Below are 14,240 nucleotides of genomic sequence, written 5' to 3' on the forward strand. Positions count from 1 at the left end.
CATGTTTCAATCCTTAAATTTGCGTACGCATAATCTCTTGGTAAGCTTCGATCACTTTATTCCGGACTTGCGTAGTCAACTGCAAACTTAACAAGGCTTGCTCCGAGGCGATCATCATCTCGTCGGCACTTACTTTTCCTAACAGGAACTGGTTGTTCACTTGTTGGGCATTGGCTTCCTGAGCAGCGACTCCTTCCAGTGCATCGTTTAGATAGGAGCTAAATTGCTTTATCGCTTGCGCAGGCGTGAGGTTCTGTTCATTACCGGACGTCTGCATTCCGGTTAGCGGCTTCAAGGAGTCAAAACTCATTCTCTCGATCAACGTGCAACACTCCCAATCACAAATTATGTAAGTCTACTTTTGGTCTATTTCCCGATTTGCAAGGCTTTGGTAAACATCGCCTTACTGGCGTTAAGCGCCGTTACGTTTGCTTCATAAGAGCGAGTTGCCGAAATCATATCTACCATTTCTTTCAAAATATCAACATTAGGCATATAGACATACCCTTCGCTGTCCGCATCAGGATGGGTCGGATTGTAAACCGGTTTAAGCGGTGAGGGGTCCTCTTGAATTTTGGTAATTTTCACCCCTTGACTGCTCACTTCCTTACCCATTACTGAATTCAAGGCACTGTCGAAATCCATTTCCTTGGGTGCCATGACCACCGTTTTGCGCCGGTAAGGAACGGCCTTGCCGTCTACAATCTTAGCCCGGGTTGTTTCAGCATTCGCGATATTGGAGGAAATCACATCCATGCGAAGACGCTGTGCGGTTAAGGCGGAAGAACTAATCCCAAAACTATCACTGATATTCAAGTCCGATTATCTCCCTTCCACGACAGTGCGTTTCATTTTGATTAAATAGTTCAATTGTTCGATGTACGCATTGTATCTCAGCTGATTTTCGGCAAGTTTGGTCATTTCACTGTCGATATCGACATTATTCTGGTTGTTGTTCATTGCCGTACTCTGATCCACACTTACCACCGGCTCGGGAACCTCCGTCGTTGGTCCTATAACGAAATGCCTCACGTCCGTTCTTCTCCCTTGGAGTGCCGGCATATTACCGTTCATTTCCGCTTGCAGCATGCTTTCAAAGGACACGCTGGAGCGCTTAAAGTAAGGGGTGTCTACGTTCGCAATATTGTTAGCGATAACCCCTTGCCGGAGATTTGCGGCCTGGATGGCAGTCTCAAGCCTGTCAAATCCCAGTCCGTTCAACAACTGCACTTTAATTCCCCCCTTAGGCTCATTTGATCTTAATCATTAATGATTCTACAAACAATAAATAAATCCTCTTTTTTTGACAATTTTTTGCTAATTATGTCTTTCTTTTTGTCTTTCTAACGTCCTAACATGAAATTTGTTTAATAATGTCATATATCCTAAGTTTCATGGAGATTCGACATATTTACAATAAGAAAAAAGCCCTATCTTTCGATACTTTATCTCGTTTTTTGGTCAAAAATGAAATTTTTACATAATCATCGCCATTATCCAACAAAATCCAATAAGAAAGACCACCCGCCATTACGGCAAAGTGGCCTAATTTTCGTCAAAATTGTGAAAAACGGATTAGGTCCTTGAAAAACAAGGCCCTAACCCCACGTTCATGAATCTTTCTACAAAATAAATTGACTGAGGTCTCGATCCTGGGCAATATTTCCTAATTTCTCCCGCACGTATTCCGGAGTGATGACCATTTTATCCAGCGTCAGCTCCGGCGCTTCAAAGGACAGATCCTCCAGGAGCTTCTCCAGGATGGTGTGCAGCCGTCTGGCACCGATGTTTTCGGTATTCGCATTCACCATGGCCGCAATACGGGCGATTTCATGGATCGCTGCGTCCGAGAACTCGATTTCCAGATCCTCCGTTCGCAGCAATTCAATATACTGTTTCGTCAAGGCGTTCTCCGGTTCCGTTAAGATCGACACAAAGTCCTCCAGCGTTAAGCTGTCGAGCTCAACCCGGATCGGGAACCGCCCTTGAAGCTCAGGAATTAAGTCAGATGGCTTGGCAATATGGAAAGCTCCTGCCGCAATAAACAAAATATAATCTGTTTTGATCGGACCGTATTTGGTCATCACCGTCGAGCCTTCCACGATCGGCAAAATATCGCGCTGTACGCCCTCACGGGATACGTCGGGACCCGAGCCCTGTCCCCGGCTGGCAACTTTATCGATTTCGTCGATAAAGATGATCCCGGATTGCTCTGCCCGCGTGATCGCTTCCTGAATCAAATCGTCTTGGTCGATCAGCTTCGCCGCTTCCTCCTGCGTCAGCACTTTGCGGGCTTCCTTGACGGTCAGCTTCCGCTTCTTGGTGCGTTTCGGCAGGAGATTGCCAAACATTTCCTGCATGTTCATGCCAAGCTGGTCGTTGCCCTGGCCGGCAAACATATCCATCATCGTTGGCGTGTTGTCTTCAACTTCAACTTCCACGATGTCGTTCTCCATCTGACCGGACAACAATTTGAAGCGCACCTGACGTCGGCGTTCGGCCAGCGTGCTGTCTTCCTCCGGCTCCTCCTGAGCGGAGGTGTTCGCCCCGTTACCGCCCCCAAACAACATCTCGAACGGATTGCGAACGCCTTTTGTTTTATTTTCTGAAGGAACCAGGATCTGAACCAGGCGCTCGTTCGCAAGCTCTTCCGCTTTATCTTTCACCTTCTCGGTACGCTCAAGCTTTACTGTCCGGATCGCCGTTTCGATGAGATCGCGCACCATCGACTCGACGTCTCGACCTACATAACCAACCTCAGTGAACTTCGTTGCTTCCACTTTAACAAAGGGAGCACCAACCAGCTTGGCGAGACGGCGGGCAATTTCCGTCTTCCCCACCCCGGTCGGTCCGATCATCAGGATGTTTTTAGGTACAATTTCATCCTGAACCTCCTCCGGGAGCAAGCTGCGCCGGTAACGGTTCCGCAACGCGACAGCAACCGATTTTTTCGCTTGTTTCTGTCCTACGATGTATTTATCCAGTTCGGCTACGATTTGTCTTGGCGTTAAATTTTTTTCGGTCATGATTCGTCCCCCTGACACGATAGTATCAACGATACTCAAAGCTCCTCAACAATAATGTTGTTGTTCGTATATACGCAGATTTCCGAAGCGATCTGCAAGGATTCGCGGGCGATATCCTTCGCCTCCAACCCTGTAGCATGGCGTTTGAGCGCCCGCGCAGCCGACAGAGCAAAGTTCCCCCCTGACCCGATCGCCAGCACATCATCATCCGGTTCAATAATTTCCCCGCCGCCGGAAATCAGCAGCATCCCGGTTTTGTCCATGACGATCATCAAAGCCTCCAGCTTGCGCAACACGCGGTCCTGGCGCCAATCTTTGGCCAGTTCAACCGCTGCCCGCTGCAGGTTCCCCGAATGCTCTTCCAGTTTCCCCTCAAATTTCTCAAATAACGTGATGGCATCGGCGACCGAACCGGCAAAACCCGCAACCACTTGACCGCGGTACAACCGGCGGACTTTCTTGGCCGTTTGCTTCATCACGACGTTCTGACCAAACGTGACTTGCCCGTCACCGGCAATGGCGCCTTTGCCATTGTGGCGTACAGCGCAAATCGTTGTAGCGTGAAAAGATAGCTCCATGTGTTTGTTCGCCTTCCTCTCTTGTATGTTCTCAGCCTTACGTTTTTCATCAATTCGAATTTACGCAGGAGGGACTGAGGCAATGGGTTCGTTTACTACGTATGATAATGGGCCAGTTCTATCATATGAACGTCCTTGATTTCAGCATAACCCGTTTACCCCCTAGATTGCAAAAAAACGGTGGATTAACCCAACCGTTCTTCTGCCATAAAGGATCGCAAGCTATTCAGCGCGCGCTGCGCGAGCGCTTCGTTTTTCTCTGCTTTTTTGCGGTAGCGGGTATCCAGCTTCGGAAACAAGCCAAAGTTGGCGTTCATCGGCTGGAAGTGTTCGAAGTCTGCGGTGGTGATGTAACGCGCCATACTGCCCAGCGTTGTGTCCGCAGGGAAGACGATGCCCTCCTGGCCTGCGGCAGCTCGGGCTGCGTTAATCCCCGCAATCAGACCGGAAGCAGCGGACTCGACGTAACCTTCGACACCAGTCATCTGACCCGCGAAGAAGAGCGACGGCCGTGCCTTCAACTGATACGTTGGCATGAGCAGCTTCGGCGAGTTGATAAAGGTGTTACGGTGCATCACGCCGTACCGGACGAACTCGGCATTCTCCAGACCTGGAATCATCGAGAAGACGCGCTTCTGCTCGCCCCATTTCAAATGGGTCTGGAAGCCTACCAAATTGTACAACGTGCCGGCTGCGTTATCCTGACGCAGCTGCACCACAGCATACGGGAGCTTGCCGGTGTGCGGGTTGACGAGACCAACCGGCTTCATCGGCCCAAACAGGGCCGTCTGCTTGCCGCGCCGCATCATCACCTCGATCGGCATACAGCCTTCGAAGTAAATCTCCTTCTCGAAGTCTTTCAGCTGAGCTACCTCCGCATGAATTAACGCATCATAGAAAGCGTCGAACTCCTCCTCCGTCATCGGGCAGTTCAAGTAGGCTGCTTCACCTTTGTCGTACCTGGAAGCCAGGTACACTTTGCTCATATCAATCGAATCTTTCTCCACAATCGGAGCGGCAGCATCGTAAAAGTAAAAATAGTCCTCGCCGGTCAACCGCTTAATTTGCTCCGAAAGGGCAGGAGACGTCAGTGGCCCGGTGGCAATCACGACAATCCCGTCCTGCGGGATCTCCTTGATTTCTTCATTAATGACTTCGATCAACGGGTGCTCTCTCAGCGTCCGGGTAATCTCTCCAGAGAAACCGTCCCGGTCAACGGCCAGCGCGCCGCCGGCCGGCACCGCATTGCGATCCGCCGCACCAAGCACCAGCGAGTTCAGCATCCGCATTTCTTCTTTGAGAACGCCAACGGCGTTCGTTAACCCATTGGCCCGCAAAGAGTTACTGCAGACCAGCTCGGCAAATTTATCGGTATGATGCGCCGGCGTCTTCACAACCGGGCGCATTTCGTACAACACCACGGGGATGCCGCGGCTCGCGATTTGCCATGCCGCTTCACTGCCGGCCAATCCCGCGCCGATGACCGTTACTTTATTCGTCATGTTCATGTCCCCCTACTAAATCTCATGCTGAATTTCTAAGCTGTCTCAAAGCCCGCACAAACGCGGGCTCATCTTAATCATCTGTATCGTCGTTATCTTCAATGGCTTCCACGTAGTCGCAGGAGGTACATTGCAGCTTCCCGCCTTGCTTATTTCGCTTCTCTACGAGCATCGAACCGCATTTCGGACAAGGCTTCGGTGAAGGCTTATCCCACGAAACAAAGTCACACTCCGGATAACGGTCGCAGCCATAGAAGACCCGTCCCTTTTTACTCCGGCGCTCGACCACATGGCCTTCTTTACATTTCGGACAGGTGACGCCGATGTCCTTGACGATCGGTTTCGTATTCCGGCATTCCGGAAACCCCGAGCAGGCCAGAAACTTCCCGAAACGTCCCAATTTATAAACCATCGGTCTTCCGCATTTTTCACAGATCTCGTCGGAGACCTCGTCTTCGATTTCGACTTCCTTCATTTCTTCTTCCGCAACCCGAAGCCGTTTCTCAAACGATTTATAAAACTCGCTCAGCACCCTTACCCAATCCTCGGAGCCTTCCTCAACATGGTCCAGGTCCTCCTCCATATGGGCGGTAAACTCCACATCGAGGATTTCCGGGAAGAATTGCTCCGTCTGTTCGATGAGAAGCTCGCCTAACTCGGTAGGGACGAACTTCTTGTCCTCAATCGCCACGTAGCCGCGTTTTTGAATGGTTTCTAGGGTTGGCGCGTACGTACTAGGGCGTCCAATGCCGAGCTCCTCCAGTGTTTTAACCAAACGCGCCTCCGTATAACGAGGCGGGGGTTGGGTAAAATGCTGCTTCGGTTCGATCGACTCTTTCGCCAGCTCTTCCCCTTTCGTCAGGGGTGGCAAAAACTTGTCGTCCTCATTGGCGTTGCCATCATCGTTGCCTTCCACGTACACCTTCATAAAGCCAGGGAAGCGGATCTTCGACCCAACCGCGCGGAACGTTGCTTCGCCAGCGGCAATATCCACTGACATCGTGTCCAGCACGGCAGAAGTCATTTGGCTGGCCATAAAACGATCCCAAATCAATTTGTACAGCCGATACTGATCCCGGGTGGTGAACTCCTTCACCGATTCCGGATCTCGCATCGCCGATGTTGGACGGATCGCTTCATGGGCGTCCTGCGCGCTGGCGGCCTTCTTGGAATATTGACGCGGCGTTTCAGGCGCGTAGGCTTCACCAAATTTATCAAGGATATATTGCTTGGCTTCCTCTTGGGCGGAAGTAGCGATCCGCGTCGAGTCTGTACGCATATACGTGATCAGACCAACGGTCCCTTCTTTGCCAAGGTCAACCCCCTCATACAGCTGCTGAGCGATCGACATCGTCTTGGCTGCCCGGAAATTCAGTTTTCGCGCTGCCTCCTGCTGCAGGGAACTGGTTGTAAACGGCGCCGCCGGATGGCGGAGACGTTCCTTCTCCTTCACATCGACCACGCTGAATTTGGCCTTCTCGATCGATTTCAGAATTTCCTGTACCTGCTGCTCGTTCTTTAGCTCGATCTTCTCACCTTTGTACTGGTGAAACTTCGCTTCGAACGAAGAGGCTCCCGTCTTCAGCTTCGCCGTAATACTCCAGTATTCTTCCGGGACAAATTCAGAGATTTCGTTCTCCCGGTCCAAGATGATTTTCACCGCTACGGATTGCACGCGGCCAAATGACAACCCTTTTTTGATCTTCTTCCACAGCAGCGGGCTGACTTTATAACCAACCAGCCGATCCAAAATCCGTCTGGCTTGCTGCGCGTTCACCAGATCCATATTGATGGGGCGCGGATTTTTGAAGGCGTCTCTAACCGCTTGCTTCGTAATTTCATTAAATACGACGCGGCATGTATCCTTCTCATCCACGTCCAGCACATGGGCCAGATGCCAAGCAATCGCTTCTCCTTCGCGATCGGGGTCGGCTGCCAGATAGATTTTTTTTACTTTTTTGCTGGCATCCTTTAATTCTTTTAATACAGAACCCTTCCCACGGATTGTAATATACTTCGGACTGAAGTCGTTCTCTACTTCAACCCCAATTTGGCTCTTGGGCAAATCGCGAACATGACCCATTGAGGCTTTCACGATGTATTTGCTGCCTAAGTATTTGCCAATCGTTTTCGCCTTGGCAGGCGATTCCACGATGACGAGTGAATCCGCCACAGGTTCGTCCTCCTCTCAAACAATACGAAACTCTAAACTGGTGTTCCTTGTATTCAGGTAAAATACTCATATAGTCATATATTCAAGCCACTCTCGGTTAGGAATGGACTATATTAGCTGGTATACTGAGCCGGGGAGTTGAACCGCCGTTTTTTTCATGATTAAAGATAACAGAACTGAATGTAAAAGTCCAAAATCCCACCCGGTTTGTACGAGCAGATCATCAAAACTTGTGATGCCCTGCTCCAACATATGGTATATGCGGCGCTCCTCATCTGTCAACTTGTTTCCTGTTACCGCTTCCTTTTTCGTCTCCTCCGCGACAGGCAATAAGGCCTGATATTCCTCCCAAATATCCTTGGCTTCGGTGACGAGTTTGGCTCCCTGCTTCAAAAGCGACAGGGTTCCCCGGCTCTTCGGCGACGTAATTGGCCCAGGGACTGCAAACAGGTCACGATTCGCATCCAGCGTCTCATCCGCCGTGATCAAGGACCCGCTGCGAGCGTCGGCCTCTACAACCACCGTACCATAAGAAATTCCCGCAATGATCCGATTACGCTGCGGGAACATCCCAGGGTGACCAGGGGTACCGATCGGATATTCCGAGATGACCAGCCCTTGTTCGGCGATGCGTCGATACATGGAGGCATGCTCCGGTGGATAAGCTACGTCAATCGCCGTACCTAATACGGCGATGGTACTTCCTCCTGCCTGTAAAGTCGCTTCATGGCAAACCCCGTCAATCCCGCGGGCCATCCCGCTCACAATCGTTACTCCGAAGGAGCTAAGGTCAGCGGCTAAGGCGGCTCCTACCTTTCGACCATAGGCGGTTGGCGTCCGCGTACCTACCATCGCGATATTAAGACCGTTCAGCAACCTAGTATCACCCAGAGAATACAAAACCCATGGCGGCTGAGCGGTCTCCTTCATTAAAATAGGATACTCCAAATCCAGCCTTGTAATCACCTGTATCCCTTTACCTTCATACTGTTCCATTTGGGCCTCAATCCAGTCCCATGTGAACCGCTCCGACAGCCGAAGTGACAGCCCTGGGCCCAGTCCCCGCTTCCTCCAATCCGCTGCCGTAAACTCGATGGCATGCTCCCAGTCCTCATCATATGCAACGATTTGCTGCAGCGTTTTCCAGCCTACCCCGGGGAATTCATGTAATCCCGCGAGTACCCATTTCTTCTCCACAACGAATCCCTCCTTGAAAAATAAAAAAAGCAACCTCCTCGAGCCATGTATGGCTAAGAAGGTTGCTTACCTTTGGATATGATTATATCAAAAATAGCTTATCGTGTCGTGCACAATTCTAAAAGGCCGCGTTCTTCCAGAACACTGACCAGTGTTGCGCCCATCTCCGATGGGGTCGGCGCGACTTTAATGCCGCAGGACTCCAACTTCGCGATTTTTTCCTTCGCCGTTCCTTTCCCGCCGGAAATAATCGCACCGGCATGACCCATCCGTTTCCCTGGAGGAGCCGTCACACCGCCGATAAAACCGACGACAGGCTTCGTCATATTTTTCTGGATCCATTCGGCAGCTTCTTCTTCAGCGGTTCCACCGATTTCCCCGATCATGATCACGGCATGCGTGTTGTCATCGTCATTGAACCGGCGCAAAATATCAATAAACTCCGAGCCCTTCACCGGATCGCCGCCGATGCCAACCGCCGAAGATTGCCCGATGCCGCGAGTTGTCAATTGATGCACCGCTTCATACGTCAACGTACCGCTGCGCGATACGACGCCGACATGACCTGGCAAATGGATATAACCCGGCATGATGCCGATTTTGCATTCGCCTGGAGTAATGACGCCTGGGCAGTTTGGACCGATCAGCACGGTCTTTTTCCCTTCCATATAACGTTTCACCTTCACCATATCGAGGACTGGAATCCCCTCGGTGATGCAGATGACCAGATCCAATTCCGCTTCCACGGCTTCCAGAATCGAATCGGCTGCAAATGCCGGCGGTACATAAATAACGCTGGCGGTAGCCCCCGTCGCTTCCTTCGCTTCGCGAACCGTGTTAAACACCGGCAGGCTGACGGTTTCGCCGCTCTCCAAGGTAATATCTACCTTCGTGCCGCCTTTGCCCGGAGACGTTCCCCCAACCATTTGCGTGCCGTAGTCAAGCGCTCCTTTGGCATGGAACAATGCGGTTTTCCCGGTGATTCCCTGGGTGATGACCTTCGTATTCTTATCGACCAAAATACTCATATTTCGAGCCTCCCCTTATGGATAGGTGATTGCAATGTGAGGTACCACTCTAAATTACGAGACGAGCGAAACGATCTTCTGAGCGCCATCCGCCATCGAATCTGCCGAGACGATTGCCAGCCCCGATTCAGCTAGAATTTGCTTGCCGAGATCAACGTTTGTTCCCTCAAGGCGCACAACGAGCGGACGGTCCAAACCGACCTGCTTCGCGGCTTCCACGATCCCCGAAGCAATCACGTCGCATTTCATGATGCCGCCGAAAATATTCACGAAAATCCCTTTCACCTTGGCGTCCGACAAAATAATTTTGAAGGCTTCCGTGACCTTCTCCGCCGTTGCGCCTCCCCCAACATCCAGGAAGTTCGCCGGGTCTCCGCCGTAATATTTGATGATGTCCATCGTCGCCATCGCCAGACCGGCCCCGTTCACCATACAGCCGATGTTACCATCGAGCGCAATGTAGCTGAGGTCGTACTTCGAGGCTTCGATCTCCTTCTCGTCCTCTTCTTCCAGATCGCGCAACGCCAAAATGTCCTTATGACGGAACAGCGCATTGGAATCGAAATTCAGCTTCGCATCCAGCGCCAGGACGTTGCCATCGCCAGTGACGACGAGCGGGTTAATCTCCGCGATGGAACAATCTTTGTCCACAAAAGCTTCATACAAAGCCAGCATAAACTGCGTAGCTTTGCCTACCAATTCATTAGGAATGTTAATGGAGTAAGCCAATCTGCGGGCTTGGAACGGCGTCAAGCCGACAGCCGGATCAACCACTTCTTTGAAAATTTTCTCCGGAGTAGCGGCTGCCACTTCTTCGATTTCTGTGCCGCCTTCCTCAGAGGCCATCATCGTCACGCGGCCCGTTCCACGGTCCACGACAACGCCAACGTAATACTCCTTCTTGATATCGCAGCCTTGCTCGATCAAGAGGCGTTTGACCTCTTTCCCCTCAGGTCCCGTTTGATGCGTGACCAGTACCTTGCCGAGGAGTTCCTGAGCATAGGTTCTCACCTCATCCAAGCTTTTGGCCACTTTGACGCCGCCGGCTTTACCGCGGCCTCCGGCATGAATTTGCGCCTTGACCACGACAACCGAGGTCCCCAGCGCTTGAGCCGCTTCGACAGCTTCCTCGACCGTAAACGCCACGCGTCCTTCAGGAACGGCCACACCGTACTGCTTTAGGACTTCTTTTCCTTGATACTCATGGATATTCATGCGTAAAATCCTCCTATCAACAGGCGGTATTTTAGAGGGTCCAAAACCTGCGGCTTGTGGTCCCCCTTCTCGAAAATATCAGCTGAAACCCAGATTATTGTACCACTTTTTTGAAACGCTTTCCTCAAAAAGTTCATCATTTATACACAACTTTTTTATATCATTTTCATCTCAAAGTGAGATGAATACTTGACGCAGCTGGGGAGAAAGTCCGAAGTTCTATAAACCGCTTTCAAAGTTTCAAGGAGTTGCAGGGTCAAGAAAAATTCATGCGAATCGGTTTAGCTTAACAACGACATATTTTTCACATGCATCTCATCATGAGATGAATTTCGACGAACATCAGCAATTTCTTGAAATATTGTAAGTTGTGAAAAAATTGCTTGTCAGTTTTCTTCTCTCTTCCATCCGATTGGAACCCAAACCCTCAACTTGACAATCATTAACGTTCGTCCTAGAATACGTGTAGCTAAATGAATAGGGAAAATAAGGAAGCACCTTTTTCCAATTCGGACCTTGCCGAAGCAAGGCACAAATCGATAGGAATGAGGTGTTTTTTGTTATGTACGGTAAATTGCACAGCGCGTGTTTGTACGGGATTGACGGTGTAATCATCGAGGTCGAGGTTGATTTATCCAGCGGCATTCCGCAAACGAACATCGTCGGATTGCCAGATTCGGCCGTTCGCGAAGCGATTGACCGGGTCCGGGCAGCAATCAAAAACTGCGGCTATCGCTTTCCGCTTCAGCGCGTAACGATTAATCTAGCGCCGGCGGACCTGCGCAAGGAAGGCTCGGCCTTCGATCTGGCCATTGCACTGGCGATATTAGCGGCTAGTGACCAGGTGAGATTGCCGCCGGAGGAGCGCTTGTTGATCATCGGAGAGCTGTCGCTGGACGGCACGCTGCGTCCGGTGCCCGGCGTTCTGTCCATGGTGGATCGGGCACGACGCGACGGCTTCACAGCCGTGCTGCTCCCGCAGAATAATGTCGAAGAAGCACTGCTGCTTGGCGGCATTCGAGTCTATGCGCTCAGTCATTTGCGCGAGCTTGCTCCTCCTTCTCCCGAAGCCAAGGACCCAGAGGCCGCCCATGCGTTGCCATTGCACTCCACCCACGAGCAAGATGGGCAGGCTCCGCTTATCCTTCAAACCTTAAACCATCTTGAGAAAAAGACGGAAGGCCCGGGGACAGCGGCACCGCTTCCTCCCCTGCTCGACTACAGCGATGTAATTGGTCAGCGGCAAATTAAGCGGGCGCTGGTCATCGCCGCCGCCGGGTTCCATAATATCGTGCTGATCGGGCCGCCCGGCACCGGTAAGACGATGCTGGTACAGCGATTGCCATCCATCCTGCCGCCCTTAACGCTGGAAGAATCGTTAGAGGTTACGAAAATCTACAGCTCTGCCGGTAAGTTGAACGACTCCGGGCAAGGGCTGATCCAGCGCCGTCCCTTCCGCTCGCCGCACCATACGATATCTGCTGGCGGCCTGATTGGAGGAGGTGGGATCCCGAAGCCGGGGGAAGTGAGCCTCGCTCACCATGGCGTATTGTTTCTTGACGAGCTGCCGGAGTTCTCGAGGAATGTGCTGGAGGTGCTGCGCCAACCGCTGGAGGATCGCGTCGTCACCATCAGCCGTTCCCGGGCGTCGTTCACGTTCCCTGCTCATTTCCTGCTGGCGGGATCGTTAAATCCGTGTCCTTGTGGCTATCTCGGTGCCGAGCCGCCGCTGCCCGCCTGTACCTGCTCGCCTTGGCGAATCGCTCAATACCGCGAAAAAATATCCGGCCCTTTATTGGACCGGATTGATATGCAGGTGGAGGTTCCTCGCCCGCAGCGTTGGCAGGACGATCCTCAGCCGCTGGATTCCGCAGCGATGCGGGAACAGGTGATGGCAGCCGAACGGATTCAACAGGAACGCTATCGCGGCTGCCGGATCTCCCGGAACAGCGAGCTGTCCGGCAGCCTGCTGCGTCGATTTGCCCCGCTAGACCGTGATGCGACCAAGCTGCTGCAGGATTGTTTTGCCACGCTGGGGCTGAGCATGCGGGCGTATGACCGGATCATCAAGCTGTCCCGAACAATTGCCGATCTGGAAGGAGAAGCTGATATCCGCGCCGAGCATGTCGCCGAAGCGATCCAATACCGGCAGCTGGACCGGCGGCATGAAGTTGCGGGATGAAGCTCCTCGCCGTCAGAAAGCGGCTAGAATATGCTCCAGCGCGATCGTATCGCCATACCCAAACGTCACCGCGATGACATCAAAGCGAAGGTTGGCGTCTGATTGGCCTCTGCGATGCAAATACACCGCGGCTGTGTCACGAACCTGCTTGATTTTGCGGGCATTCACCGACTCAGCCGGTGTGCCGAAAGCCGCAGCCTGTTGGCTGCGGCTTCGGACTTCTACGATCACGAGAAGGTCTCGTTTGCTGGCTATGATGTCAAGTTCTCCGCTGCGGCAACGCCAATTTCGCTCAAGAATCGTATATCCCTGTGAAATCAGATGCTCACAAGCGGCCTGCTCCGCTTTTCGGCCGCGTTCTTTGCGGCGATCCCCTCTTTGCCCATTGATGCCAAGGTTACTCAAAGAACAACCCTCTTTCTACCATTTTATCTGATCGATAAATAAAGGTTAGAATTTCGGCAACCAAATCATACAGTTCCGCAGGAATCTGTTGATCCAAATCCAGCTTGGATAACACCTCAACCAACGCAGCGTCCTCTTGGATCGGAATCCCGTGCTCCAGCGCTGCGTCCAGGATCCGGTCAGCGATGAGACCCTTGCCTTTGGCTACAACGACTGGAGCCTCCCCCTGGCCGGGATCGTATTTCAAGGCGACTGCTTTTTTGAAAGCCAAGCTGGATGCTTGCGGTTTTTCCTTCATACGCGGTAATCCACTCCTTTGTATACGCTAGGCGCGTAAGACATCGGCTGGCTGAAATCCGCTGTATTGCCTTCCGCTTCATCCGGCAGGATCAAAGGCTCCGCCTTCAGCGATAAAAGGCGATATCCCGCCTTCTCCAGCGCCTCGCTCACTTCGTCCTGGCGGGATTCCAAGAAGGCTCCAGTCGCTTCTTTCTCACTATAGATTTTGAGCAGCACCTTCTTGTCGGCGACCTGCACGTCGACCATAAGTTGACCCAGCGTCTTCATCTGCAAATCGAACCATAACCGACAGTTGGCCGGATCCAGTTCACCCTTCCGACCGCGCCGCGACTCGATGTGCACGGCAGCGGTTTGCCGACCGTCCGGACCGATCAAAGGCAGGAACATCGTCACGTGCGCAAACGGCGCGGTCCGGTCGGTATTGAGCAGCAGCTGCTGCCCGGTCAGCTGCTGAACAAGCTGGCGCGCCGCCTCTTGCAGCGGCGCAGGCAGATCGTCTGAGGCCATCACCTGCAGGAGAAGGCCTTTCAGCGTCTCGTGCGCAGCCGTGCTCGCCGCCGTCACGTTGCTGCCGCTGCGCACGGCTGCGGCTGTGGCTTCGGCGCCAAGCGGCTGCGCTTTCCCGGGCGGGAGC

At 52.4% G+C, this 14,240-nt stretch carries 13 protein-coding genes and 1 pseudogene; 1 reads left to right on the plus strand and 13 read right to left on the minus strand.

From position 1 onward, the window contains the following. Positions 1-13 precede the first annotated feature (13 nt). The 10 genes from fliE to sucC form a co-directional block, all read right to left on the minus strand. The gene (gene fliE, locus M3G15_RS16525) at positions 14-322 is read right to left on the minus strand and encodes a flagellar hook-basal body complex protein FliE (RefSeq protein ID WP_009223001.1); all 309 of its coding nucleotides are present in this window, start codon (positions 320-322) and stop codon (positions 14-16) included. Between the two features lie 44 nt (positions 323-366). Then, entirely contained in the window at positions 367-816 is a 450-nt protein-coding gene (gene flgC / locus M3G15_RS16530; RefSeq protein ID WP_009223000.1) for a flagellar basal body rod protein FlgC, read from the minus strand. Between the two features lie 6 nt (positions 817-822). Further along, positions 823-1,230, minus strand: a complete 408-nt coding sequence (gene flgB / locus M3G15_RS16535; protein WP_009222999.1) for a flagellar basal body rod protein FlgB — start codon at positions 1,228-1,230, stop codon at positions 823-825. Between the two features lie 392 nt (positions 1,231-1,622). Beyond that, positions 1,623-3,026, minus strand: a complete 1,404-nt coding sequence (gene hslU / locus M3G15_RS16540) for an ATP-dependent protease ATPase subunit HslU (RefSeq protein WP_260071521.1) — start codon at positions 3,024-3,026, stop codon at positions 1,623-1,625. Between the two features lie 35 nt (positions 3,027-3,061). Beyond that, the gene (gene hslV, locus M3G15_RS16545; protein ID WP_009222997.1) at positions 3,062-3,604 is read right to left on the minus strand and encodes an ATP-dependent protease subunit HslV; all 543 of its coding nucleotides are present in this window, start codon (positions 3,602-3,604) and stop codon (positions 3,062-3,064) included. A 185-nt stretch (positions 3,605-3,789) separates the two neighbouring features. Beyond that, positions 3,790-5,112, minus strand: coding sequence for an FADH(2)-oxidizing methylenetetrahydrofolate--tRNA-(uracil(54)-C(5))-methyltransferase TrmFO (trmFO, locus tag M3G15_RS16550; RefSeq protein WP_009222996.1), 1,323 nt, complete (start codon positions 5,110-5,112; stop codon positions 3,790-3,792). A 67-nt stretch (positions 5,113-5,179) separates the two neighbouring features. After that, the gene (topA, locus tag M3G15_RS16555; protein WP_260071522.1) at positions 5,180-7,279 is read right to left on the minus strand and encodes a type I DNA topoisomerase; all 2,100 of its coding nucleotides are present in this window, start codon (positions 7,277-7,279) and stop codon (positions 5,180-5,182) included. Positions 7,280-7,387: 108 nt separating this feature from the next. Beyond that, positions 7,388-8,476, minus strand: a complete 1,089-nt coding sequence (gene dprA / locus M3G15_RS16560) for a DNA-processing protein DprA (protein ID WP_260071523.1) — start codon at positions 8,474-8,476, stop codon at positions 7,388-7,390. A 98-nt stretch (positions 8,477-8,574) separates the two neighbouring features. Further along, the gene (gene sucD, locus M3G15_RS16565; RefSeq protein ID WP_009222993.1) at positions 8,575-9,504 is read right to left on the minus strand and encodes a succinate--CoA ligase subunit alpha; all 930 of its coding nucleotides are present in this window, start codon (positions 9,502-9,504) and stop codon (positions 8,575-8,577) included. A gap of 54 nt (positions 9,505-9,558) precedes the next feature. Continuing rightward, positions 9,559-10,719 (minus strand): ADP-forming succinate--CoA ligase subunit beta, encoded by a 1,161-nt coding sequence (gene sucC / locus M3G15_RS16570; protein ID WP_260071524.1) that lies wholly within the window; start codon positions 10,717-10,719, stop codon positions 9,559-9,561. Positions 10,720-11,281: 562 nt separating this feature from the next. On the opposite strand from sucC, the gene M3G15_RS16575 reads away from it, so the two are divergent. Next, positions 11,282-12,901: a YifB family Mg chelatase-like AAA ATPase gene (locus tag M3G15_RS16575; protein ID WP_260071525.1), complete on the plus strand. Its 1,620-nt coding sequence runs from the start codon at positions 11,282-11,284 to the stop codon at positions 12,899-12,901. 12 nt (positions 12,902-12,913) lie between these two features. On the opposite strand, the gene M3G15_RS16580 is transcribed toward M3G15_RS16575, so the two are convergent. From M3G15_RS16580 to M3G15_RS16590, 3 genes and pseudogenes are all read right to left on the minus strand, one after another. Beyond that, on the minus strand, positions 12,914-13,306 hold the full coding sequence (locus M3G15_RS16580) for a YraN family protein (RefSeq protein ID WP_016312458.1): 393 nt from the start codon (positions 13,304-13,306) through the stop codon (positions 12,914-12,916). After that, entirely contained in the window at positions 13,299-13,604 is a 306-nt protein-coding gene (locus tag M3G15_RS16585) for an EscU/YscU/HrcU family type III secretion system export apparatus switch protein (protein WP_016312459.1), read from the minus strand. Before M3G15_RS16585 ends, M3G15_RS16580 begins: the two co-directional genes overlap by 8 nt. Beyond that, positions 13,601-14,240 (minus strand): annotated as a pseudogene (locus tag M3G15_RS16590) (flagellar hook-length control protein FliK); the annotation flags it as partial. The pseudogene M3G15_RS16590 and the gene M3G15_RS16585, both read right to left, overlap by 4 nt.

Source organism: Paenibacillus sp. p3-SID1389 (genome assembly GCF_025151705.1).
Taxonomy (GTDB): Bacteria; Bacillota; Bacilli; order Paenibacillales; family Paenibacillaceae; genus Fontibacillus; species Fontibacillus phoenicis.

Excerpts from the sequence above, each read along its gene's own strand:
- M3G15_RS16575 (WP_260071525.1), top strand. The coding sequence starts at position 11,282 with ATGTACGGTAAATTGCACAGCGCGTGTTTGTACGGGATTGACGGTGTA.
- sucC (WP_260071524.1), bottom strand. The coding sequence starts at position 10,719 with ATGAATATCCATGAGTATCAAGGAAAAGAAGTCCTAAAGCAGTACGGT.
- M3G15_RS16585 (WP_016312459.1), bottom strand. The coding sequence starts at position 13,604 with ATGAAGGAAAAACCGCAAGCATCCAGCTTGGCTTTCAAAAAAGCAGTC.
- hslU (WP_260071521.1), bottom strand. The coding sequence starts at position 3,026 with ATGACCGAAAAAAATTTAACGCCAAGACAAATCGTAGCCGAACTGGAT.
- hslV (WP_009222997.1), bottom strand. The coding sequence starts at position 3,604 with ATGGAGCTATCTTTTCACGCTACAACGATTTGCGCTGTACGCCACAAT.
- sucD (WP_009222993.1), bottom strand. The coding sequence starts at position 9,504 with ATGAGTATTTTGGTCGATAAGAATACGAAGGTCATCACCCAGGGAATC.
- trmFO (WP_009222996.1), bottom strand. The coding sequence starts at position 5,112 with ATGAACATGACGAATAAAGTAACGGTCATCGGCGCGGGATTGGCCGGC.